Source organism: Priestia sp. SRI_019, assembly GCF_057586255.1.
In genome coordinates, this window is sequence record NZ_JBYCZN010000002.1 from 267,318 (window position 1) to 291,679 (window position 24,362).

A 24,362-nucleotide genomic window follows, 5' to 3' on the forward strand; every position below is an offset into this window, starting at 1 on the left:
AACAAAAATTAACTAATGAACATATTACACAAATTTGTGGTCATTGCTCACTGTTTAAACGACTTCAGAAATAATAAAATCAACTGAAACATGTTAAAAAAGCAAAGAAAAGGGATTATGAAGCGCTGTGAATCTACATAACTTGTAAAAAGAGAAATATTTAAAATAGTAGTGGGATGAAAAAGGGGAATGTATCATGCAAATAACCTTAGTGTATAAAGATGAGCAATCGAATAAATTTTGGAAAGTTGAAAGAAGAGACAGCAAGTTAGTCATTCACTTTGGAAAAGTTGATACAGCCGGTCGCATGCAAGTGAAAGAGTTTGCTTCCAAAGAAGCTTGTGAAGCGGAAGCTGAAAAGCTGATTCGTGCAAAAATGCAGAAAGGATATAAACCTTTAACTTGTTCAATGCAAGTAATGAAAGACAGCACGATGTCAGAGGATCTCTTTTGGGAACTGATAAAAAAGGCGAAGACAAAATTAGATGTCGACGAGCAAATGGAATGGCTCCGCTCAACGCTAGCAAAGCGTTCTGAAAAAGACATTTTCCGCTTTGATCAGCTATTAAATCAGCATTTTGATCAATCCTATACTTCTTCATTGTGGGCAGCAGCTTATATTGTAATGGGCGGTTGTTCAGATGATTGTTTTGATTATTTTAGAGCGTGGCTTTTATATCAAGGAAAAGACATATATTATAAAGCAATTGAATCTCCTGAGACGATGATTTCTGTTCTTCAACCACTAGAAGCAGAAGGCTATGCTCCTCAATTAGAAGAATTACTTGCTGTAGCGTGCGAAGCTTACGAAGAAAAGACAGGTTTAGATAACGACTATTATTATGATAAATATGACCAGTTTGACCCAATGTGGTACGATGAGCAAGATTTGGATCTTGATTGGGATGAAGATGATGAGGACGGTTTACAGATGCGATTCCCTGTGCTTTGGAGTCGCTATTGGAACAATCACCTCGAATATTAAAAAGAAGAGATGAAAATCTGTTTACAGACTTTCATCTCTTCTTTTCTTATTTTGATAGAGTGGGTGACGACGCGGTCTGAGATAGTTTTGTTTTTTTGTTTAGCATACTGTTCATAATCATTCCAATTACGATTATCGTCATACCAGCTAACGCAATCCCTGTTGGCATACGGCCATTTAATAAAAACACTTCGCCAAGAACGGTAAAAATCATGCTGCCTGATTGAGTTGCTTCGACCGCTCCAAGCAAACCTAAATTTTCTTTTGCCAAGTCTGTTGCGTAAAAGAACGTCATCGTAGCAATTACACCTGAACTCATTGCCAAGAGAAAGGCTTGAGAAAATTGAGGAGCACTCGGAATACCTGTAGTAAAGAAACCGTATATTGCGTAAATAATGCTTAGGGGAATGCTTCCTAACGCCATTCCCAATACACGTTGGAACGTATCGAGCTTTCCGCTGCATATTTCCATCATTTTTCGGTTTCCAAGCGGGTATAAAAATGCAGCGACAACAACAGGTAGAAACCCTAGAATAAACTGCATAGCCGTAATATTTTCTGCTTCTTTTACCTGCATAAGAATCACGCCTACTAAAATAAACGCTGAAACGCTAAGCGTTTTTAGCGGAATTTTCCCTCTTACTTTTTTATATCCTTCTGCAGTTTGAACTTTTATAAAAAACAACGGAGAAAGAAGAGCTCCAGCTAGAATGGTCACTTGCCACGTTCCTGCCACTAGCCATGATGGTCCGAAAAGTGAGGAAAAACTTAAGAGAGAATAAAAGCCTACTCCTGCAAGTGTACCCCAGCCAAGCCAAGCCCACGGATGTTTTTTCATTTCCTTCCACAGAGGCGTAAATTTCTTTTGCAGCAGCACTAAAATGAGTAAAATAGGAATAGCGAATAAAAAGCGGAGGGATGCAGTCCATGCCCAACTCGTTCCAGATACATTCATTGCTCGGTTGACGATAAACGTAGCGGAAAAGAACATGGAAGATAATAGTCCCCATATTATTGCTTTCATTGTTTACCCTCCTTATCAAATATATTATAATATGTTAATTACTCAAAAAAGTTTATCATAATATACATCAGAAAGGAAGGAAGAAATGCATACAGAAGACATGATTAAAAAAGTAGGCAGTGAATTACGAAAAATCAGGATGCAAAATCATTTGACGCTGGATGAACTGGCTGAAAAGACAGGAGTCAGCAAACTCACATTAGGAAAAATTGAAAGAGGAGAGACGAACCCTACTTTAGGGGTGATGTGGAAAATAACCACAGGTTTAAATATTCCTTTAACCAAATTAGTGTCAGTAGAACCTTCAGTATCCCTATCTAAGTGCGGAGGGGGATTTTCTCTTAAAGGACCAGATGAAGCTTGGAAAATTGAGTTTATGTTTCAAAATCAAATGGATTCGACGATTGAAATGTACCGAGCATTTCTTTCACCTCTTGCTACATACAGTCCGGAACCGCATCACAAAGGATTAATTGAAGTAGCAACGGTAATGGAAGGAAGAGTTGAAATAAAGATTGAAGAAGAGGTATACGAGTTAAACCAATTTGACTCGGTGAAATTTGAAGGAAGTCACACGCACTCATACAAAAATCTCGAAGAACGTCCCGCTGTGCTGCATCTACTAGTAAAATATGAGCAATAAAGCGGCAGAGCCGCAGTAAAACGAACCATAAAAAATAATTCGTTTTACTGCGGCTCTAATAGCTGTTTATTCATCAGCTTGTTTTGGTAGCTAATATATTTTTTTACTTTAATGATACTTAATGAATATTCTTCAATTAAACGGTGGATAGATTGAACCATACACTCTGGATAATGATGTTTTTTCTGTAAATATACTTTATACTTTCGAATTTGTCTTTCAAAATATAAAATAACTTGTTCAGGCGTTTTCACCAGTAAAGATTGCATGTATTCATTTACTTGCGTTTCAAGAAAAGAATAGCGATTCGTGATAAAAAATGTCTTCATCTTATTTTCCTCCCTATATGTTAGTGGTACAAAAAAGAAACCCTTGTGCTAGGATTTCTTTTTTGCTTTTTATTTGAATCAGCTGTGCGCAACTTTTAGGCACTGATACTTGAAATCGAAGACTCTCTATATTTTTTTATTTTGCATTTTATATATGTAGGCGTTTCGCCGAAAAGATTTGCTACGTGTGTAATAGCTCCATAATACGTTTTAGCATCCATCATTTCTTTATTCACAATATAGTCATACAGGGATGATTCAATATCATCAACAAAAGCTAAAATGTGACGCTTTTCGAATAGGAGTTGATAAAGTTCATTAATTAAGTATGGGCTTTGATCAAATTTGTCTTGCAGCTGCTCTACTCGGTACTTTGTCATAGGCACTTCACACAAGATAATGTATCGTAACTCTTCTAAAAATAATTTATTCATCTTTCTCACATCCCTATTCTGTTAATAATTATATAATAGCACTATGCCTTCATATTTGGAAGCGTTTTCAATGTATTAATTTTAATATTTTTTTTCTTCTCATTTCCTTTCGTTTTTTCTTTTCTTACGTGAATTATCTGTAGTATAGTTCGTTTTACGTAAAGACTCTAGCTAATTGTTAAACTACCTGACATACTTTTTGGAATTTTTATTATTGATGTCAAAAACTCTTACATACCTAAGCGGAAACACCTTAAAAATAACATCCTATGAGCCGGAATCGTCTGTAATTGTGATAAAATAAAAAATGGAAAATACATCATATAGGAGAGAGGCTATGGAAAAAGATCATATTTCAGAGCTTAAGATTTTAAAAGACATTGCCGAGATTTTAAATGAAGGCACTAATTTACATACAATGCTTCACGATGCTCTTTTAAAACTGCTGCAAATAACAGATTTACAAACAGGCTGGATCTTTTTTATTGACGAAAATGGAAAACATGAGATGATTGCCGCTCAGCATTTGCCGCCGGCTTTATTAAATAAAACCGCTCAGCCTATGTGTAACGGAAGCTGCTGGTGTGTTGATCGGTATATGGATGGCCGGCTTCAAAAAGCATCTAATATTATGGAGTGCAAGAGACTTGAAGATTCCGTCATTCATGAGTGGGGAGATACACACGACATTACTCATCACGCAACGGTTCCTTTACAAGCAGGGGATGAGCGCTTTGGATTATTAAATGTAGCTGCCCCTCATAAAATTCATTTTGAACAGCGAGAGCTTGATTTATTAGGATCTGTCGCTCTTCAAATTGGCACGGCTATCAAGCGGATTAAGCTGACTCAATCTCAGCAGGAAGTAAAACTTATTGAAGAAAGAAACAGACTGGCCAAAGATCTTCACGATTCTGTTAATCAGCTGTTATTTTCGATTAATGTCACAGCCAAAGCCGGAAGCAGCTTAGCGACAGATGGGCAGTTAAAAGAGACTTTTTCCTTAATCCAAGAAACCGCTCAGCATGCTCAAGTAGAAATGAAAGCATTAATTTGGCAGCTTCGCCCTCAAGGATTGGAAAACGGCATTGTCAGCGCGTTAAAAAGCTATGGTCAAATGCTAGGTCTTAACGTAAAAGAACAAATTAAAGGAGTGTCCGTTTTGCCTGCTGTGATTGAAGAGACACTGTGGAGAGTCGGACAAGAAGCTTTTAATAATTGTCGAAAGCATGCGGATACGGCAGAGGTACATTTAAACGTAAATATAAGCAAGGAACAAGTAATTATGAAAATTCAAGATAGCGGCAATGGATTTATATATAGCGCTTCAGCAGAATTGCCGACGCTTGGGTTAAAAACCATGCAGGAGCGAATAAACAGATTAAATGGCAATCTATCTGTTACAAGCAGCATAGGAAACGGAACGGTTGTGGAAGTATCTATTCCTCTTTCATAACAGAAAGGAGCGCACATGAAAATAAAGATTCTAATCGCAGATGATCACCACGTTGTCCGAAAAGGACTAGTCTTTTTCTTACAGACGCAGCCCGACTTAGAAATTGTAGGAGAAGCTTCTAACGGAGAGGAAGCTTTAAAGTTAGCGACATCTCTAGAGCCCCATATTGTTTTAATGGATTTATCGATGCCCGTTCTCGACGGAATTGAAGCAACAAAAGAATTAAAAAAACAAGCACCGCATATACAAGTTATGATTTTAACAAGCTTTTCAGATCAAGACCATGTGATACCGGCACTAGAAGCTGGAGCTTCAGGCTATCAGCTAAAAGAAAGTGACCCAGATGAACTTGTAGCCGCTATTCGAAAGCTAATGAACGGAGAAAATCAGCTTCATCCAAAAGTCACCACACACTTGCTGACACGGTTAACCAAAAGCAGCGAAAAGAAAGTCAATTTTATTGACCACTTAACGAAACGAGAAAAAGACGTATTAAAAGAAATTGCAAAAGGTAAAAGCAACAAAGAAATTGGTGCTTCCTTACATATTACAGAAAAAACAGTAAAAACACATGTATCTAATATTTTATCGAAACTCGGTGTTCAAGACCGCACGCAAGCTGCTCTATATGCTGTGCAGCACGGCATTTCCTAACCTACGACTTTAGTTGTAGGTTTTTCTCCGTGCTTCTCCGTCTATATTGGTAGCTTTCTTTCTATCAATAGCATGACGAAAAAAAGTTCAATCATCCCTATACTATACATATAACCAAACGACAGAGGAGTAGATAAGCATGAACATACTTATTATCAATGGAAGTCCTAGAGAAACAGGCCGAACAACACAAGTGACGAGAGAGCTTCACAAAAGCTATCAAAGTTCTTTTTTAGATTTAAGCCAATTATCGCTTCCTATATTCACAGGTGAACCTCATCAATATGAAACAGAAGAAGTACAAGAGCTAATTGAAAAAATAGAAAAAGCGGATGGTATTTTACTTGCGACGCCCGAGTACCACGGAGCTATGAGCGGAGCGTTAAAAAACGCATTTGACTTTTTAAACAGTGCGTATTTTGCGCATAAGCCCGTAGCACTTTTAGCAGTATCAGGAGGAGGAAAAGGAGGCATTAATGCTTTAAATAACCTTAGAACCGTTACACGCGCTTTGTATGCGAATGTTCTATCTAAGCAGCTGGTATTAGACCCTGCAGACATCGTGGAAAAAGGGACTTTACGAAAAAATGCAGCTGACGGAATTCATGAATTAGTTAATGAGCTGACTTTGTATACACAAGTGTCTAAGCAAATTTTAGAAGCTAAGCAAAACGTTTGATGAAGGCGCTTTATAAAGACCGTCGCTTTCAAGCCGTAGTTGCTGCAAATGTTTTATCATCGATCGGTTCTGGTATTACGATGATTGCCATTCCTTTACTGTTAGTTGCATCTCCAGATGGAAATAGACTATTTGGTACGATTATGCTGATTATGACGGTGATTAGCTTTGTGGCTACTCCGTATATTGGTGTTCTTATTGATCGAATGTCACGAAAGAAACTGCTGTTAACCGTAGAATTGATAGGTTTTATCACGGTCATGTTATTTGTAATCGTCGGTTTTGTTACAGACTATTCAACGATTCACTACGTCATTTTGTATGGAACCGGAAACCTTTACTACACCTTTTTTTATCCAACGATTTTTGCGTTAAATCAAGAAATTTTTTCAAAAGATGCGTTTCACTCATTAAACAGTATCATGGAAATACAAGGTCAGCTATCAAGTATGCTTGCAGGAGCTTTGGCGAGTCTAGTCATTACTCGTTGGTCGCTTCAATGGATTTTAACAGTCGATGCAGCTACGTATATAGCTGCATTTCTTTGTCTATTGAGTATTCCATATAAACAAAGCAGGGAACGAAGCGACAAGAAAAAGACTGCTATGAAAGAAGGGGTAACATTTATAAAAGAAAATCGCTCGGTCTCTCTTTTTTTACTGCTTTCTTTTATGCCTTTCATCGCTGTGATGATGACGAACTATTTATTTCCTATTTATCTGACTCAAGAATTAAACGCAAGTCCAGCAGCATATGGGATTGAAAGTGCTGTATATGGTTTCGGGGCGTTAACGGCAGGGGTATTTATCGTATCTATTATGAAAAGAACAGGCACAGAGCTAGCGATTATGCTGAATATAAGCCTTTTTGCACTCGGAATATCTATCATCTTCTTTATGAAGCTTTTACCCATTTATTTTTCTATTGTGTTTCTTCTTGCTTTTGCAAATGCAGGTACAAGAGTAGCTCGAAATACGTTTATGATGCAAAAAATACCAAATATCATCGTGGGAAGAGTCGACAGCTGTTTTCGCTTTATTACGTTAGGAATTCGGATTGTACTGATTTTCTTCTTTACGTACGTTACGGCTAACGATCGTATAGGACTGGCTTTTTTAGGGCTGAGTCTCCTTTTATTATCATCGGCTGGAGCGGGCTGGATACTCTACAAAAGAAAACAGCGAAAACAGTCTGCATTGCTTAAGAGTGTTTTATAATGTCTGTTGCATGTTATAATAGAGGAATTGACAAATAATGTTCAACGTTTATGACGTTGAACATTATTTGTTCTGAATAGAAATTAAACAGCAACAGCATTGACTGTTATGCGATTGGAAGATTGTGAAGCGATGATAAATAAAACATTAAACAAAGAACAATTAAAAGATTCGTACTCAAGCAGAACGTACTATAGAGGACACACGTATTACAAGCAGGGACGTGTGCTTGATTTGGAATACAATGAACAGACCACTACGTGGACAGCATCGGTTCGAGGTGCGGAAATGTATACAGTAATGGTTGAACAAAAAGGAAATTCTTTTTATTCATTCTGCGATTGTCCTGCTTATCACGAGTTTTCAGAATGCAAACACGAAGTAGCTGTTTTATTAACCATTTGCGATGAGCGAGCAAAGCCGCAGCCAATTAAAACAAAGCCTTTTCGCCAAAGCAAAGAATACGAGAATGTAAATCACTTTATCGACTTATTTTCAAGCTATCAGCAAACCATAAGTGACCATAGGAAATATGCCGATAAAGATCCGTTGAAAGTAGAATTTATTTGCAAGTCTTACTCAGAAGAATTTTTACGTTCAGAAGGAATGTACGTAGCGCTTGAAATGAAAGTGGGCGTCGACCGGACGTATGTAGTAAAAAACATTCAAGAATTTTTAACAGACGTTAAAGAATTCCAAACTCACGAATTTACCAAGCGCTTCGAATATGACCCGGCGGAACATTTTTTTATAGAAGAAGATAGAAAAATCATTGAGCTGCTGATGGATATTATGACAAATGAATCATTTTATAAAAATTCTTATTCCATGTATCGTTCGTCTGCAAATAACAGAGAACTAATCATTCCTTCCATCATAGCCAAAGAGTTATTTCAATTGCTCAAAGATCGGAACTTTACATTTATTCATGACGAGCACTCATATGAAAATATTATCTTTGCTGAAAGCTCAGCTCCTTTTTCGTTTCAGTTAAATAAGCACCCGGCAGCTGGATTTGAACTAGACTTTACGGAGCTTCATCAAGCTTCGTTTTTTGATCGATACGGGTGGCTATTTTTAAAGGGGACGTTTTATGAGCTATCTCAAGATCAGTGTATGCTTCTTGAAGGGCTTCGAAAAACGGCGCCTTTGAAGCCAGTCGTACCTATAGCAGAAGAACAGATGGGCAATTTTTTATCTCACGTCGTTCCAGGACTGAAAAAAGTGGGGAAAGTGGATATCGCAAAAGAAGTATCCCATCAGATTATTGCACCTGAACTAAAAGCAAAAGTATTTATTGACCAGGAAGATGAACAGCTGTTTGTGACACTTGGGTACCACTACGGAGAGATTTCAATTAATCCATTTTCACCTCAACCTGAAAAGTACGATAAAATCTTAATACGAGATTTAGAAAAAGAAGACCGCGTGATGGATTTAATTGAAACAGCTCCTTTAAACATTTATAAAAATCAGCTGTATTTAAATCAAGACGAATCATCTTTATATGAATTTTTGTTTCATATTGTTCCAAAGCTTGATGAAATAGCGGATGTGTATATTACGGATGAGATGAAAGATTATGCTTATACGGATTTTTCTGCGCCAGTAACAACGGTTGACATCAAAAACAGCAATGGATTATTAGAAATTAATTTTGATTTAGGAGACATTAATCATCAGACCGTTCAAGATGTTTTAAAATCTGTTTTAGAAAAGAAAAGCTATCATCGTCTAGATAACGGTGCGTTTATTCCTCTTGAAAACGAAGGCTTTGAGCATATTCAAAATCTGTTTCGTGAGCTGAACGTAACCGAGAAAGACTTAAAGGATAACTCATTGCAAGTACCTTTATACAGAGGGATGCAAGTAGAAGAGATTATGAGTGCGGGTGATAAATCAGCGGCTAAGTTCGGCTCAGCATTTAAAAGGTTACTTACACAGCTCAAATCCCCAGAGGAAATGGATTGGGAAGTACCGGAATCCTTGCAAGCATCCCTGCGTGATTATCAGTACAATGGGTTTAAATGGTTTAAATCTCTGGCTCACTACTCTTTAGGAGGCGTGCTGGCTGATGATATGGGGCTTGGAAAAACGCTTCAAAGCATTGCCTATATCTTATCTGAAAAAGAGCTTGATGAAGACAGCAATGCCTTTTTAATTGTTGTGCCGGCTTCCTTGATTTATAACTGGCGCAACGAATTGGAGAAATTTGCACCGAATTTAACGGTTCAAACCATTACAGGAACGCCGAGCGAGCGTGAGGAGAAGCTAAAACGCACAGCTGACGTATGGATTACATCTTACCCAACGCTGCGTCAAGATATCGATTTGTATCAGCATCTTCATTTTCATGCTTTAATTCTAGATGAGGCTCAAAGTATTAAAAATCATACAACGAAGACAGCAGTAGCTGTTAGGACTATTTCAGCTAAAAAACGTTTTGCGCTTAGCGGTACGCCTATTGAAAACTCACTTGATGAGCTTTGGTCAATTTTCCAGACCATTCTTCCTGGCTTATTTCCAGGACTTCGCCAGTTTAAAAACATGTCATCGGAGCAGGTCAGCCGAATTGTAAGACCATTTTTACTGCGACGAGTAAAAAAGGATGTGTTAAAAGAACTGCCTGATAAAATTGAAACAACTCATTTATCTGAGCTGACTAAAGAACAAAAAGAGTTATATGTAGGCTATTTAGAACAATTAAAATCATCTTTAGCCGGTGAAGATTTTAACAAAAACCGAATGAAGATCTTGGCGGGACTAACAAGACTTCGCCAGATTTGCTGTCATCCGTCTTTATTCGTTGAAAATTACGAAGGGGATTCAAGCAAATTAGAGCAGCTGCTTGAGATTACAAGAAATGCGGTTGCCAACGGAAAACGCTTGTTAATCTTCTCTCAGTTTACAAGCATGCTTCACATTATTCGAGAAGAGCTCCAAAAAGAAAATCTCTCATACTTTTATTTAGACGGTCAAACGCCATCAAAAGAACGAGTGGAAATGGCGGATCGGTTTAATAATGGAGAACAAGACATTTTCTTAATTTCATTAAAAGCCGGAGGCACGGGTTTAAATTTAACGGGAGCCGATACGGTTATTTTATATGACTTATGGTGGAACCCGGCGATTGAAGAACAAGCGGCAGGCCGTGCACACCGCATTGGACAAAAAAATGTTGTGCAGGTCATCAAGCTTATTTCTCAAGGAACCATCGAAGAAAAAATTTACGGCTTGCAGCAAAAGAAAAAAGAACTCATCGAACAGGTTATTCAGCCGGGAGAAACAATGCTTTCTAGCTTGACAGAAGAAGAGCTTCGAGAACTGCTTAGTATGTAGCAAAGGACGTGTAAAGAATGAAAAAATGGGCGTTTGTATCAGATTTTGATGGCACAATTTCAAAAAAAGATTTTTACTGGATTGTGATTGAAAAGTATTTTCCAGAAGGTGAAGAACTGTTCCACCGATGGAAAGCAGGAGAAATAAAAGATATTGATTTTTTATCTACTGTTTTTCAATCCATTCACCAAGAAGAACCGAAAATTTTAGAAGAAGTAGCGAATATTCCAATTGATGAATACGTGCCCGATTTTATTAAAGCTGTTCAGGAAAACGGCGGAGATTTTTATATTTTAAGTGCTGGAACAACGTACTATATTAAACCGATTTTAGATAAATACGGTGTTGAAAAAGTGGAAGTTTATTCAAATGAAGGATATTTCCATCAAAACAACGTTCACTTGCGTCTAGACCCTGCTCACAGATGGCATTCAGAACGCTACGGCATTGATAAATCGGCTGTTATTAAAGAACTAAAAGAGACATACGAAACGATTTATTTTGCTGGAGACAGCGAGCCGGATTCGCATCCGGCAAAATATGCAGACGTCACATTTGCAAAAGATTCTTTGCAAGATTTACTGCGCGAACAAAACGTTTCATTTGTTCCAGTTGAGACATTTGAAGATATTGAGCAATATTTAATACAACACAACGTGATAAGAAAAGGATAAAAACAGCGGTATTATTTGATTACTTCAAATAATACCGCTGTTCCTATTCCGCCTCCGCTTCCTAAAGCCGCTATGACATATTGCACGTCACGGCGCTTGCTTTCATAAAAAAGACGCGTAGTTAAAATAGCTCCTGATGCTCCGTACGGGTGTCCTAGCGTCAATGCTCCACCGCGAATATTTACTTTTTCTTTTGATATCCCCAGTTCTTGCATACAAGCAACAACTTTAACGGCAAAGGCTTCATTGATTTCAAATAAGTCAATATCATCTACCGTAAGAGAATTTCGCTTCAAGATATTTTTAATCGCAGAAATGGGTGCAATAGCAGGGTAAAGAGGTGACACTCCTGAAATATCGGCGTCGATAAAACGCAAAACGGGCTGAAAGCCTAAGGCGCGTGCTTTTGTCTCTTCCATCACAAGGGTAACGCAGGCACCGTCGTTAATTCCACAGCTGTTGGCTGCGGTGACGGTGCCTTCTTTTTTCAAAAAGACGGGGCTGGCTTTTTGCAGCAGCTTTGTTAGGTTTCGTTTTTTCATAAATGCTTCATCGTGCATCATGTTTGGAAGAGGAAGCGTTTCTTCTTCAAACAACTTTTTTTCAAAAGCCTCCCAGCTTCTTTCATGACTTAAAAGAGCATATCTGTCCTGCTGATCTTTAGATATATTGTATCGCTGAGCTACGTTTTCTGCTGCAATCCCCATGTCAGGGTCACCAATTTTATCAGGAGAAAAACGTGCTCTTTTTTCAAAAGGAGAAGTACTTGTACTTTCAACGCCTCCAGCTAAATAACACGTTCCAGCGCCTGCTTTTATCAAATAGCTGGCCATTCGAATCGCTTCTAAGCCAGCTCCGCACTGACGATCAATGGTCATTCCCGGGATAGAAAAAGGGAGGTCTGCTTCTAAAGCGGATAGCCTAGCTACGTTTCCTCCTGGACCTACAACATTCCCTAAAATAACGTCATCAATTTCATGTTCAATTCCAGCGCTAAGATGTTTTAATAAAGGAGCCGTTAGCTCTTGAACATGAAAATCTTTCAGTAGACCGTTTTCTTTTCCAATGACCGTACGCTTCGCTTTTACAATTGCTGCTTGATAGATAAGTCATCACTTCCTTACATAGAAGCCGTGTTAGAACGGCCAGGTACCGCTACTGCTTTTCGAACTTTTGTAATTAGATAAGCCGCGACCACTGCTTTTATACAGTCACCTGGAAGGTAAACGAAGCTTAGCTGAAGAGATTTTAGAAATGGAGTGTGAAGCTGTAGTGCCTGTACAGGAATGCCGCATGCATATACCAACCCAATCCCAAATAACACATTTACGGCAAATGCTTTTGCAACCGTTACATTTTTTAATCGTGACAGCGTCCAGCCAATAAAGAAAGCTGCAAACACATAGCCAATGATATACCCAGCACTCGGACTCAAAAATACCCCGATTCCTCCGCGTCCTCCAGCAAGTAAAGGAACGCCAGCTGCTAGCAAACATAAAAAAAGAAATTGACTTAAAGCTCCTAACCTAGCTCCAAGGATTCCCCCCGATAGCATGACACCCATAGGCTGAAGAGTAATTGGAACGGGTGTAAAAGATAAAAAAATAGGAGGGACGAGTCCTAGAGCTCCCATTATAGCCGTGAATAATGCAACGTACGTCATATCTTTTGTTTTCATCGTAAACCTCCGCTATGTATGATAAAACATGACTATCGTATCTTATTAAACTTAAATTAGTCAACTCAATTTTTATTAAAGTTTACATTTTTATTTTCTCAAACCCGTATTTACGGTACACTAAAAGTAAAAGAAAAAGGGAGTTTAAGCAGTAATGAAACGAATTGAAGAACTAATTTTTTATCAGTGTCAACAAACGCCTGGAAAACTGGCACTATCGGATTCTGTTAATAAACTAAGCTACGGTCAAATGTGGGATCATGTATGCAAAGCCGAAAATCAGCTGAAAGAAAAAGGGATGGAAAAAGGAGAGGTCGTTGCGTTAAGTATGCCAAACAATGCAGAAGCTGTTGTGTCATTTTTAGCGATTTTAAAAGCGGGTGGAATTGTGATGCTTTTACATAATGAGCTAACAGAGGCTGAAGTAGATACCTATTTTTCTATTCAATCCCCGAATTGGCTATGGAAAACATTTTCTTTAACTAACATAACAAAAGAAAAACCAATCCTGCCCGTACGGCGAGTGAATGCACTATCCGATTTATTTTTATTTGGATTTACCTCTGGGTCAACAGGGAGACCAAAAGGGTTTGTAAAATCGCATTATTCTTGGTCTTCATCATTTCAAGAGTGGTCAGATATATTTTCTTTAGAGCAACACCACAAAGTGCTTGTTCCTTTACATATCTCGTATTCTGCCCAGCTTTACCCAGTTTTGCATGCGCTTTGCAGCGGTATGCACGCTATCATGCTAGAAGCGTTTACACCTTCGGCTGTTTTTAACAAGGAAGCTAGCTGTATGTCTATTACACCTGCATTAATTTCTCCGTTGCTTCGTTATGTACAAAGCAGACCAAAAGAAAAACGACTTCTGCCAAAAACCGTGATTTCAGTAGGCAATAAATTATCTCCTTCCGTTCGAAAGAAATTTTCACAAGCATTTCCTAATGCCTATCTGTATGAATATTACGGATCTTCCGAAATGGGATTTGTTACGGTGCTTTCACCACATACAGCTAAAACGATGCCTCATACAGTAGGCTATCCTGTTAACAGCGTAGACGTTTTAATCCTGACCGAGCGTGGAAAAGCAGTAGAAAAAGGAGACAAAGGAACACTATTCGTGAAAACAAATCAAGCATTTGAAGGGTTTGTTAATGACAGCGAAGAAACGAACCGCTCATTTTTTAATGGATATGTTACGTCGCATGATATTGCGGTTCAGCTTCAAGACGGAAGCATTACCATCGTAGGAAGAGACAAAAATGTAATCAAAAGCAGCGGAAGCTTAGTGTATGCCGAAGAAATTGAAGAGCTGCTTTTACAAATACCGGGCGTTAGCGAAGCAGCCGTTTTTAGCGTAGCGGATGCTGAACGTTCAGAAGTAGTAGGTGCAGCAATTGTTTTAGAGAACATTGCTCTTTCTGATGTGAGACAAGCGCTGACACAACGAGTATCCCCTTATAAAATCCCGCGCGTATGGAGAGTTTTAACGTCCTTTCCGCGAATGAAAAATGGTAAAATTGATAAAGCAACGATATACAGCTACTTTACAGAGAAAGAAGGGAAGACATATGATCTCATTTGAACCTATTACAGCTGACACGATGTATATTGTGTCAGAGATTATCAATTCAAACGAAGCTTATAACGTGTTAGAAAACGGTAAAAAAGAGCGGAGTGAAGAAGAGCTTTTTAAAGAATATACGAATGAAAAAACGGACAGTTACTTTATAAAAGCCGACGATACATACGTAGGGGTTATTGATTACATGAAACAAAACCCAAATGATGACCGTCCATGGATTGGGGCTTTTATCATTCATAGTGCCTACCACAATTTTAGTTTCGGAACGCAGGCGTATCTAGCGTTTGAAGACAAGCTAAAAGAAGAAGGAGTTTCCGTTCTTCGCCTTGGCGTTCTGTCTCAAAATCCTAGAGCCAAGCTGTTTTGGGAACGCCTTGGTTTTACACATTATGCCACTAAGCCGCTGCATCATAATCAAGTTAACTGTTTGGAAAAAGAGCTGTAAGAAAATCCCTGGATTATGGGACTGACCCCATAGAGTGAGACAAATAAAAAACACCTTTAAGTTAAAAACCGGTATGTAGTACCTAACAATAACTTGGAGGTGTCTTTTCTATGGGAACAAGAGTGAGCTATCCAGTAGAAGTGAAATTAAAAGCAATTGAAATGAGATTGGCAGGAATCCCCGTCAAAGAAGTGATGGAAACGTTACAGATTCGTAATCGTACACAGCTTAAAACAAAGAAAGAAGTGGCTTGGGTATATATAATCTGTACACTTTATTACAGAACAGCTGATTTAGTTGAACTCTTCTTTAGTTAATAAACTTTCTTCTGCGCACGTTGACACCCCTAATCTTTCTGTATATAGGTCAATATCAATCGCATACGGAGGCCTCTTTTTTACTTCTATAAATATCTTTCCAATATATTCTCCTACTACTCCAATACTTATTAACTGTATGGCACCTAACAACCAAATAGAGATCATTAGAGAGGTCCAGCCTATACTTGTATTGCCTAATACCTTTTGAATAAACGCATAACAGCCTGTCATCACACTTATAAAAAATAATAAACACCCTAAAAGAGTAAAGGCTCGGATTGGAACCACACTAAATGAGGTAAGACCATTAAAGGCAAAAGAGATCATCTTTTTCAGAGGATATTTGGTTTCACCGGCTAAACGTTTTTTTCGACTATATGTTACGTTTGAGGAGTTAAATCCAATCAAAGGAACAATTCCTCTTAAAAACAAATCTGCTTCTTTATAACGCGAAAGTTCTTCAATCGCTCGCTTGCTCATTAACCGATAATCTGCATGGTTGTAAATAAGGTTGATATTCAACTTTTGCATAAGACGATAAAAACATAAAGCAGTATTTCGTTTAAAGAAAGTATCTGTTTCTCTGCTATCGCGTACACCATATACAATTTCATCTCCCTCATGATACTTTAAGAGGAAACTTCGAATAACAGAAACTTCATCTTGTAGGTCGGCATCAATGGAAATGACACAGTCCGATTTAGATTTAGCTTTTTCTAGTCCGGCAAGAAGAGCTTTCTGATGCCCTACATTGCATGATAGCTTTAGTCCCGTTACATAGCTATTAATGGTACTTTCCATCGCAATTAATGACCATGTCCGATCTTTACTACCGTCATCTACAAATAATATCTTACTGCTAGCTGAAATTAACTCTTCTTTTCTTAAATCATCTAAAACAGAGGATAGTTGAGTAATGGTGTCTTTTAATACTTCTTGTTCGTTGTAACATGGAACCACTATTGTTAGTAAGGGCCGCATTGACTTCAATTTTTATACCTCCTACATTACTTGATACAAGTAAATCTTCCATGCAGATTCTTTATGATTAAATTCCTTCAAGAGCGAAAGGTTATTATCTTTCGCGTTCAAAATAGGGACCGATGAAAAGATATATCGACCACCCATTTTTTTAAATTTATTCGTGTTTAACTGTAGATGATGTATCTCTTTTTTCTGGTCTTTTCTGAACTCATATCTTTTACCAAGTTCATCAACGAAGAGATAACAACGGCTTCCCCATTCATCGTAATATTTTCTTAACTGCTTATTTTTGTCTAACTCTTTGGCTATTATCTTTCGAAATTTATACTTATATTCAAGGGGATATACATTGTTATAAGTATCTAGGGTATAAAACCCATTGTATTGTGAAATAGCTGGGTGAATTCCAATACTTGCTACTCGGTACGAATCTTGAGAATCCCCTATATATTTCTTTATCTCGTTGAACTGTTTTGTAGCATAAAACTCCCTAAAAGAAGGAGAGTGAAAGTAATGGCCATAAAGAAGTTCTTCATTAAACAGGAGAAGTGTTATGATTTGACTTATAATTGCTAAAGTAGCTATTTGCCTCCAAAACTTTCCTAATGACCATAGAACGTAACAGGCTAAGCTGAAACTAAGGTAAATAACAATAATTCGTAAGAAATGAAACCTCGCAAAGTTAAATGTATTTAAAAAGCTGATCTTTTCTTTGAGAGGGATCCATAAATTATTAAACCAAAAAGCGTACCATATCGATAAAGCAAAATTTAAAAGAAATAAAAAAATGAATATTTTGTTATATTTTATCTTCCTCTTAAAAGCTAATAGAATAAGGGTCAAAAATAATATTGGGAGAATAACATGCGTATGAACAGTCATAACATGTGTATGCCCTATAAGAAAGTTTTTAAGGGAAAGGCGCATAGAGTGCCAAAAATCATGTCGTGAAGATATAAATTCCATCCTATGATTTGGCTGTTCTGAGATAATCATTGAATAGACAAGGCGATACTCAATTAAAAGGTAAAGGAATGTCATAAAAATAAGGCTAAATAGAAACGGCCAATTCCACTTTCTCTTTCTAATTAAGTCATAAATCCATAAAAAAGAAATCGCTACTAAAAAGAAGAAAAAGCCAAGTACAAAGCTTGAATAAAAGGGTAGAAGGAAAAGAACCACCCATTCCTTCCATGAAAAATCTCCAGAACGAATATTCAAAAATGCCCATAAAGCAAGAGGGTAGCCTAATGTACTTAACATGCCTGAAGGCCAAAATGGAGTAAGTGCAAAGGCAAGTGAAACACCAATACGAACAAAGTGGGCATCTTCGTGTTTAATAAAGTGCTTCTTCAATAGTAAATACATTCCACAAAAAGCAACTAACCGAGTAATCGTTTGGCTTAAAGCGTAAGCAGTCATGGAAGGAAAGAGAGCATGAAGCCAAACAATTCCACTAAATGCCGTCCCGAACGCATCACGCGGTAATCCATTAATAACCTGGGGGATCGTAGAGTGAAGGTCCCCAAATATCTGACCACTTTCAGCCAGCACCTTATACCAGGCAATATTAGAATCTAAATTATCATGAACACGTATGTGAGCATTTTCTCCTAATACATACATAGGAAGAAAATAAAGAAAAAGTAGTACAAGTGCAATAATGATATAAATTTTCTCTTTTCTCTTTCCTGTTGTAGACACTGACATCTATTACACATCCATTGTATTATTTTTAAAGCGTATTGATTCTTTTTGGAGATTCTACTCATCCAAAATATCTGTTTGTTACTATTCCCATCCTTATAACGAAAATGTATGTTAGAGAAAGATTTTGAAATCATCATGAGACCATATGAATAAAACTCCTTAATCCTTAAGGAGTTTTACCATATGCATAGAATATTTGACGTTTAGTTAACTTCAATTAGACCTTTTTATCTTTGTGCGCCACCCTGCCCATGCTCCTATAAGAAGGCCTCCTAAAGTATCGGCAATTAAATCAATCATCGTATCTTTATTTCCACCACCCTGTAAAGTCATTCCGAAAAGTTGATCTGAGCTAAATTCGTATATTTCCCAAATGACGCCTCCAAGTGCAGCAAACGAAAAGGTAAATAGAAAAACAAACCATGCTGATATATACTCTCCTGCACTTCGATGTATCAATCGTTCATATAAAGCGATCCCCACAAAAGCAAGGATAGCACCACTTATTAAGTGTAAAAATGTATCCCACCATCCTAATCCATACCAACCTACAATTGAACCCAGGTACTGTGAGCAAAATAAAAAAACTAAGTAGGAAATGATGATAGGCAAGTTAAATTTAAGCTTAGTAAAAAAAGCTAACAAAAGGGGGATTAATCCGCATGCAAAACCACCTATTGAAACCATGGTCTTAAAGGATTCATTACTCACATAGTAAAATGCTGTCAAGCACCCCATAAAAATAACGTAAATCAAACTAAACAATATAACAAGCTTACGTTTCATTTCAACACCTCCTATATTATTTATAGTTTTTCTCGTCGTTTCATAGAATAAATAGCAGTTAAAAGAGCTGATGTCATACCTAAGATCATGTCATACATAGTATCTGTATTTCCTCCTGATTGCATAGTGTGAGTAAAAGTCAAATCACCTAAAAACTCATAAACTTCCCACAAAACTGTAGCATTCACGGAGATTGAAAGTACAAATAAGAAAATGGCCCATCTAGAAATTTCAGCTTGTATACGAGTAGCTATAAGTCGCTTATAAAGAGAAATTCCTACAAATCCCATGAAGATTCCTTTGTGAAAATGTAGAACAGCATCCCACCATTTAAAGCGATTATAAAAATCTTCAATTGACCCTAAAAACAGGGTGCAAAAAAGAAAAACATAATATCCCACTATAAGAGAAATTGGGAAGGGATTAACCTTCATAAACAATAACAAGATTGGTAATGCGCTTACTATCACCCCTCCCAATGCTACCTGCCAACGAGAGGAATCTCCTTTAATTAGATAAAAAAAGAGTAAAAAAAGCATAAATGCAATAAAAGCTATACTAAGAATTAAGATTATTTTTGATTTCAAGTTTTCACCCCATTTGTCAAAAAGGTTCTTCTTCGAGTAAGCACCATATAGCTAGTTCTTAAGATCCAAGGAATCCAATTTTCTCTATATTTTTTGATAAATAATAAATGCATATACTCTTATTAAAAGAATTTTAAAAATTGTATTGGAATGGATGGAGAATAAAACAGCATTCTTTACGTCAAAAGGGAAAATAACAGCTTAAAAAATAAAAAACTCCCTTCGATTGGAAGGGGATTTTTCTGCTACATTTATTTGATTAAAGGACTGATGCCTCACGGCGTCCTGAGTAGTTTGCTCTGTATACAAAAGTTTATTACTCCTTGAATTTTCAAGGTATTTCTTGTAATTATTTAAAAAACAATGTAAACCTTAATACGTATATTACTATTAGAAGGAGTGAAAAAAGAATGAAGACAAAAAAGTATGTACTGGGACTCTTATCAGCTATTTTATCAGTAGGATTTCTTTTTGGTTGTAATGATAAAAAAGATGAAGCTGAGCCTGATCCAACTGAAGAACCGTCTGAACAAAAAGCTCAAAATAATCGTGATAACAATGATCTACGAGACGTGGGATTTCAACCCGACGGTGTTCAAAATAATAATGTAGATAATAATAATCAGACACGATTAGAGGTAGCTGATAAAGCTGCGGAGCGTATTGCTAAATTAAATGAAGTAGACACTGCAAATGTGATTGTTACAAACCGAAATGCATACGTGGCTGTTGTTTTAAAGAATGAAGCAAACAATGAAGTAACCGATCGTTTAAAAAAGAAAATTTCAGATCAAGTTAAAGCTACAGATAAAGATACTCGAAATGTGTATGTGTCATCCGATCCTGATTTTGTAAATCGTATGGAAGAGTACGGAAACCGAATTAATGAAGATGCGACAAGAAATGGCTTATTTGAAGATTTTACTGAAACTGTTAAAAGAGTCTTCCCTAACAATCGTTAAATAAAAATGATGCGATATAACAAAGCAATTTTTTATGTTTTAAAAAGAGAGGCCTCCTTATAGATTAAGGAGGTTTCATATATTATAACTGGATTTATTTAAGACAAATCCTGTAATTAGCTCATTAAATTGAACCCACTTTTTTGTAGGCAGTTGATGACCCTGTTGTGGCAAAACGAAGAATTCAGCATGCTTACATTTATTTTTATATTCTTTCATATAATGGGTAGTCCAATCCTTTTTCCCACCATATATACACAACAAAGGCATAGTTAAGTGATGAAGTTTGTCTAAACAGTTATAGTGTAATGAATGATTATAATACTGATACCATGATTCTTGATCTGCTTTTTTCATATAACTAACTAGGCTCTTTCTTAGTGTCTTGTCCCGAGTATGACTTATAGAAAGGCTTTTTATTAATATATTTAGGTGTTCTTTCACCATATACATTCCTATTTTATGTAATAGTTGTCCAGGTATATCTCTTACTATAGGGTAAGTTCCTGAGAAAACTAATAATTCGATTCTATCGGGATGATAAATAGCCAGCTCTTGAGCAATTAGACAGCCAGCAGAATAACCACATATAATAGCCTTGTCTAAATGCAGCGCATCCATAAAACACAATACTTCGTTTGCATAGAAGGAAATTGATACAGTTTGTTCAGCTTTAGGACTTCGTCCATGACCACTTAAATCTGGAAAGATGACTCTCATATGTTTGGATAAATCGTATTGATAATGGAAGACTTTATTTCCCATGCCAGGTGGATGAATAAAGATGACTGGCATACCCTGTCCACGCTCTTCATAATACAAGTATTTATTCGTGTCTATTTCAATAAAAGGCATGATTATTTCTCACTCCAAAATCCATTAATAATTACTTTTTAGTTAAGGTTAATCTAGTTTATGAAAATCAAGATCGTTTTTCATCTTACGTTTAACTCCATATAATTAACTATTTGTTCTGTATTGTTTAAAATCAAAGATCCTTTTTATTATTTATTATGAGGTTATTATAGTGAGACTATACAGACTAAAAAGGAGGAGATTTTAGAATTGTTAATAGGATTTCTGATAATGCTGATTATGTGAACTAAACATGTATACAATACACAGCTTAAAAAGCAGAAAAACTCCCATCGGTTGGAAGGGAGTTTTTCTACTTTTTAGGAGTTTGCTATAGTATTATGATTTGTCCATCTTGAGTAGTTTGCTTAAAAGATAAACTTTTATTCATTTACATAAAAAGAAAAAACATTCATGACAGGGAGCTAAAGCTTATACATATAGTAAGAGATAAATTGATTAAAAAGGTGATTATTATGTTTCAAAAAATACCGGTTGTTCTTGTCGGAAGCTTATTGTTAAGTATAGGAATTAATGGATTTTTAGTTCCTCATTATTTGTTAGATGGAGGAACAATTGGAATTGCTCTTATCCTTCACTATTATTTTGAATTTCCTACAGGTGTAACGATGATTATTTTGGGCTTACCATTATGTTGGTTTGCTTGGGTCTATGAAAGAACTTATTTTTATAATAGTTTTTATGGATTACTTATTTCTTCTTTATTGATTGATTGGCTAGAGCCTCTTAAAGACCAGTTTCAACTTTCTGTTTTTCCTAGTGTAATCTTTGGAGGAATATGTATTGGGACGGGAGTTGGTCTTATGCTTCGATACGAGACAAGTACTGGAGGAACAGATTTACTAGCACAACTTATATCAAAAGCTTTTTCCTTAAACATTGGGATGGTTATTTTAATTATAGATGGTTTTATCATAACAGCAGCTCTTCCTTTATTAGGACCTAAAACGTTTCTTTTTTCATGTTCGACAATTTTTATAGGTGGAATGACGACTTCGTTAATTACAAAAAAGGAATAATTCGGATTATAAAGTTAGTATTTTCTATCCTCCGTTTTTTGCCCCTCCCTTTCTACAACCTTCAATCGCTTTATAAGTTCATGTTGACTATTTTGACTTATAAACCTAAAATCCTTCTAAAAATGGCCTTCTTTTAGAGTGATCTAAAATACATAAACCTTTTCGTGAAAATTAAGGAATGCTGCTATGACATTTGTTTGATTATAAATTGAATACCATATCTCTTTCTAAATCATACTATATAAGTACATTTGTATTTATATGAAAATCAGGAGGGTCTATTAATGAGCAATGGTAATACACCGGCAATTGGATTCATTTACAACGGTGAATTTTACGAGATACTTATAAATAAGAAGTCCACAACATTTAAGGAAAACATTAGCCCCCAGGAATCTAGATTACCTACGAAGTTAAACTTTCCTGGTGAAGACGAAAAAAAATTAATTTTTGTTTCCTATAATTCCACCGGAAATGGTCAGACACCAATAATACTTGAGAAATCTAATCAATTACCAGAAAACGCTATAAAAATGCTATTAGAATACAGTATTGATTCATCTAGACCTTTCTTATAAAGAAGACTTAACGTGGAATCTATTTTCAAAAAAATATAGCATAATTCTTCATAAGGACTATTTTTATAGGAACTAACATATTATATAATGCAGACTTTTTATGCATTCACCTTCCACTGGGGTATCGAGAAAACGTAGTCATATCAAGGGTGTATAAAAAGCTGCATGAACGAGAAAATATCCTCATCGAGAACCCTTACTGCCACAAGGGTTCTTTTGCTTTCTTGCTTCCTTCCTTGAAGAGTGATTATGTTAAGTATATCCATTTAAATTTCATCGGTATATAATATCTTCAAGAGTTTATTAGATTGGAGAAATAGATTGCATAAACTGAAAAGCATATTATTAATGATATTTGTTTTTTTAATTTTTCAGGGGAATGAAGAACCAAGTCTAGCAGAGGAAGATAAAGAAGAAGGAGAATATATGACAATGGCTTATGATAAAGCAGAATGGCATTATGAAGGTGATTTTCCAGAAGGATTGGATGAAGATCAAGGATTTGTACATACAGGAATGTATTTAGGTTGGGTTATAGATAACAACTTGTATAGCAAGGAGTTTAAAGAAGTGTCTTCTAATGAAATAACAAAGTTTAAACAAAGTCAGTTATCAGGAACGGAAATATATATGAATTGGGATGGCGTACTAGCTAGTGACATGTTAAGTAAAGAAGGAAATGATTTTACAAAAGATTATTATGATTCAGGAACATATTTCGAAGACTATGCAGACCTATTTCCTGATGTTAGCTCTGTTTATGAAGTAAATGATACATTGGATAACTATAATATCGTAAAAAATAAGCTTAATGAACGTTTTAAAGAATGGAAAAGCGAGTAGTTTTATAAGTTTTAAAACCCTAAAAAATTTACTTTCTTAGGGCTTTTTATTTCCGATAAATGGTTTTATGTTAACTAATGTTGTATATGATATACACCTTTAAAAAACAAAAAAAACCTACTGATCATCTCTGCAGCAGGTTTCTTTGTAACGCAATCTTATTTTTGATGAGTCCGTTCATCTTGAGTAGTTTGCATAAATTATCAATAACTTATGTATTAAAAAGAAAAAACTACTGAACAGGGATCAGTAGTTTTCTCATGAAGCATCTTGTGAACTCAAGAAGTAGTGATGATTTCCAAATAGAAGCTTCACAGCGTCTTAAATAGTTTGTTCAAAGGTTGCCAGAGATATGCAACCTTTACATAGCAAATATGTTTTGAAAATATTTTTTATATTAACTATAAAGTAAAAAAGCTACCTTTGGTGCGGTGGGTTGATCAATATGGACTAGAAAAAGTAAAAGCCATTGAACTGAGAATAGCCGGTGTAGCTGTAAAAGAAGTATTATTGCAACTAAACAACTAATTACCTCTACAATACAGAAAATTG

The 24,362-nt window shown here is 36.2% G+C and carries 24 protein-coding genes and 1 pseudogene; 15 read left to right on the top strand and 10 right to left on the bottom strand.

Going from position 1 to position 24,362, the window contains the following annotated elements:
* Positions 1–196: 196 nt before the first annotated feature.
* Complete coding sequence (locus AC2YJL_RS11680; RefSeq protein ID WP_195696935.1) at positions 197–985, top strand: DUF4240 domain-containing protein; 789 nt, start codon at positions 197–199, stop codon at positions 983–985.
* 46 nt (positions 986–1,031) lie between these two features.
* Here the strand turns inward: AC2YJL_RS11680 and AC2YJL_RS11685 are convergent, their stop codons facing one another.
* Complete coding sequence (locus AC2YJL_RS11685; RefSeq protein ID WP_195696936.1) at positions 1,032–2,009, bottom strand: DMT family transporter; 978 nt, start codon at positions 2,007–2,009, stop codon at positions 1,032–1,034.
* Between the two features lie 85 nt (positions 2,010–2,094).
* Between AC2YJL_RS11685 and AC2YJL_RS11690 the strand changes: the two genes are divergently transcribed.
* Entirely contained in the window at positions 2,095–2,652 is a 558-nt protein-coding gene (locus AC2YJL_RS11690) for a helix-turn-helix domain-containing protein (protein WP_195696937.1), read from the top strand.
* Positions 2,653–2,696: 44 nt separating this feature from the next.
* Here the strand turns inward: AC2YJL_RS11690 and AC2YJL_RS11695 are convergent, their stop codons facing one another.
* Positions 2,697–2,981 carry a hypothetical protein gene (locus tag AC2YJL_RS11695; protein ID WP_028408390.1) on the bottom strand — a complete coding sequence of 95 codons (285 nt, stop codon included), beginning with the start codon at positions 2,979–2,981 and terminating at the stop codon, positions 2,697–2,699.
* Between the two features lie 95 nt (positions 2,982–3,076).
* The gene (locus AC2YJL_RS11700) at positions 3,077–3,415 is read right to left on the bottom strand and encodes a hypothetical protein (protein ID WP_050691151.1); all 339 of its coding nucleotides are present in this window, start codon (positions 3,413–3,415) and stop codon (positions 3,077–3,079) included.
* Positions 3,416–3,752: 337 nt separating this feature from the next.
* On the opposite strand from AC2YJL_RS11700, the gene AC2YJL_RS11705 reads away from it, so the two are divergent.
* From AC2YJL_RS11705 to AC2YJL_RS11730, 6 genes are all read left to right on the top strand, one after another.
* Positions 3,753–4,871 (top strand): GAF domain-containing sensor histidine kinase, encoded by a 1,119-nt coding sequence (locus tag AC2YJL_RS11705; RefSeq protein WP_269067594.1) that lies wholly within the window; start codon positions 3,753–3,755, stop codon positions 4,869–4,871.
* 15 nt (positions 4,872–4,886) lie between these two features.
* Positions 4,887–5,525, top strand: a complete 639-nt coding sequence (locus tag AC2YJL_RS11710) for a response regulator (RefSeq protein ID WP_050691149.1) — start codon at positions 4,887–4,889, stop codon at positions 5,523–5,525.
* Between the two features lie 139 nt (positions 5,526–5,664).
* Complete coding sequence (locus AC2YJL_RS11715; RefSeq protein ID WP_050691148.1) at positions 5,665–6,204, top strand: NADPH-dependent FMN reductase; 540 nt, start codon at positions 5,665–5,667, stop codon at positions 6,202–6,204.
* Positions 6,204–7,421, top strand: a complete 1,218-nt coding sequence (locus AC2YJL_RS11720; protein WP_230932688.1) for an MFS transporter — start codon at positions 6,204–6,206, stop codon at positions 7,419–7,421. The genes AC2YJL_RS11715 and AC2YJL_RS11720 overlap by 1 nt, the downstream gene beginning before the upstream one ends.
* 132 nt (positions 7,422–7,553) lie before the next feature.
* Positions 7,554–10,760 carry a DEAD/DEAH box helicase gene (locus AC2YJL_RS11725; RefSeq protein ID WP_251568186.1) on the top strand — a complete coding sequence of 1,069 codons (3,207 nt, stop codon included), beginning with the start codon at positions 7,554–7,556 and terminating at the stop codon, positions 10,758–10,760.
* A 17-nt stretch (positions 10,761–10,777) separates the two neighbouring features.
* Complete coding sequence (locus AC2YJL_RS11730; RefSeq protein ID WP_230932686.1) at positions 10,778–11,434, top strand: MtnX-like HAD-IB family phosphatase; 657 nt, start codon at positions 10,778–10,780, stop codon at positions 11,432–11,434.
* 11 nt (positions 11,435–11,445) lie between these two features.
* Here AC2YJL_RS11730 and AC2YJL_RS11735 read toward each other — a convergent pair whose 3' ends face one another.
* Both AC2YJL_RS11735 and AC2YJL_RS11740 read right to left on the bottom strand, forming a co-directional pair.
* Entirely contained in the window at positions 11,446–12,540 is a 1,095-nt protein-coding gene (locus AC2YJL_RS11735) for an acetyl-CoA C-acyltransferase (RefSeq protein WP_487374872.1), read from the bottom strand.
* 14 nt (positions 12,541–12,554) lie between these two features.
* Positions 12,555–13,112 carry a biotin transporter BioY gene (locus AC2YJL_RS11740; protein WP_230932685.1) on the bottom strand — a complete coding sequence of 186 codons (558 nt, stop codon included), beginning with the start codon at positions 13,110–13,112 and terminating at the stop codon, positions 12,555–12,557.
* A 154-nt stretch (positions 13,113–13,266) separates the two neighbouring features.
* Between AC2YJL_RS11740 and AC2YJL_RS11745 the strand changes: the two genes are divergently transcribed.
* The 3 genes and pseudogenes from AC2YJL_RS11745 to AC2YJL_RS11755 form a co-directional block, all read left to right on the top strand.
* A complete protein-coding gene (locus tag AC2YJL_RS11745; protein WP_251568183.1) occupies positions 13,267–14,700 on the top strand; it encodes a class I adenylate-forming enzyme family protein in 1,434 nt (477 codons plus the stop codon).
* Positions 14,687–15,145 carry a GNAT family N-acetyltransferase gene (locus AC2YJL_RS11750; protein WP_195696945.1) on the top strand — a complete coding sequence of 153 codons (459 nt, stop codon included), beginning with the start codon at positions 14,687–14,689 and terminating at the stop codon, positions 15,143–15,145. The genes AC2YJL_RS11745 and AC2YJL_RS11750 overlap by 14 nt, the downstream gene beginning before the upstream one ends.
* 110 nt (positions 15,146–15,255) lie before the next feature.
* Positions 15,256–15,381: pseudogene (locus AC2YJL_RS11755) on the top strand (IS3 family transposase); the annotation flags it as partial.
* 57 nt (positions 15,382–15,438) lie between these two features.
* Here the strand turns inward: AC2YJL_RS11755 and AC2YJL_RS11760 are convergent.
* The 4 genes from AC2YJL_RS11760 to AC2YJL_RS11775 form a co-directional block, all read right to left on the bottom strand.
* Positions 15,439–16,455 carry a glycosyltransferase family 2 protein gene (locus tag AC2YJL_RS11760; protein ID WP_251568182.1) on the bottom strand — a complete coding sequence of 339 codons (1,017 nt, stop codon included), beginning with the start codon at positions 16,453–16,455 and terminating at the stop codon, positions 15,439–15,441.
* 12 nt (positions 16,456–16,467) lie between these two features.
* Positions 16,468–18,159: a DUF6044 family protein gene (locus tag AC2YJL_RS11765; protein WP_251568180.1), complete on the bottom strand. Its 1,692-nt coding sequence runs from the start codon at positions 18,157–18,159 to the stop codon at positions 16,468–16,470.
* Positions 18,160–18,372: 213 nt separating this feature from the next.
* Positions 18,373–18,945: a DUF2238 domain-containing protein gene (locus tag AC2YJL_RS11770; RefSeq protein ID WP_487374767.1), complete on the bottom strand. Its 573-nt coding sequence runs from the start codon at positions 18,943–18,945 to the stop codon at positions 18,373–18,375.
* 20 nt (positions 18,946–18,965) lie between these two features.
* Positions 18,966–19,532 (bottom strand): DUF2238 domain-containing protein, encoded by a 567-nt coding sequence (locus AC2YJL_RS11775; RefSeq protein WP_195696949.1) that lies wholly within the window; start codon positions 19,530–19,532, stop codon positions 18,966–18,968.
* Between the two features lie 410 nt (positions 19,533–19,942).
* Here AC2YJL_RS11775 and AC2YJL_RS11780 point away from each other — a divergent pair, with 410 nt between their 5' ends.
* Positions 19,943–20,494: a YhcN/YlaJ family sporulation lipoprotein gene (locus AC2YJL_RS11780; protein WP_195696950.1), complete on the top strand. Its 552-nt coding sequence runs from the start codon at positions 19,943–19,945 to the stop codon at positions 20,492–20,494.
* Positions 20,495–20,569: 75 nt separating this feature from the next.
* On the opposite strand, the gene AC2YJL_RS11785 is transcribed toward AC2YJL_RS11780, so the two are convergent.
* A complete protein-coding gene (locus AC2YJL_RS11785) occupies positions 20,570–21,349 on the bottom strand; it encodes an alpha/beta fold hydrolase (protein WP_230932681.1) in 780 nt (259 codons plus the stop codon).
* 455 nt (positions 21,350–21,804) lie between these two features.
* Here AC2YJL_RS11785 and AC2YJL_RS11790 point away from each other — a divergent pair, with 455 nt between their 5' ends.
* From AC2YJL_RS11790 to AC2YJL_RS11800, 3 genes are all read left to right on the top strand, one after another.
* Positions 21,805–22,389, top strand: a complete 585-nt coding sequence (locus tag AC2YJL_RS11790; protein ID WP_195696952.1) for a YitT family protein — start codon at positions 21,805–21,807, stop codon at positions 22,387–22,389.
* A 284-nt stretch (positions 22,390–22,673) separates the two neighbouring features.
* Positions 22,674–22,967 (top strand): hypothetical protein, encoded by a 294-nt coding sequence (locus tag AC2YJL_RS11795; protein ID WP_195696953.1) that lies wholly within the window; start codon positions 22,674–22,676, stop codon positions 22,965–22,967.
* Positions 22,968–23,393: 426 nt separating this feature from the next.
* Positions 23,394–23,810, top strand: coding sequence for a DUF7832 domain-containing protein (locus AC2YJL_RS11800; RefSeq protein WP_161515497.1), 417 nt, complete (start codon positions 23,394–23,396; stop codon positions 23,808–23,810).
* The last annotated feature ends 552 nt before the right edge of the window (positions 23,811–24,362 follow it).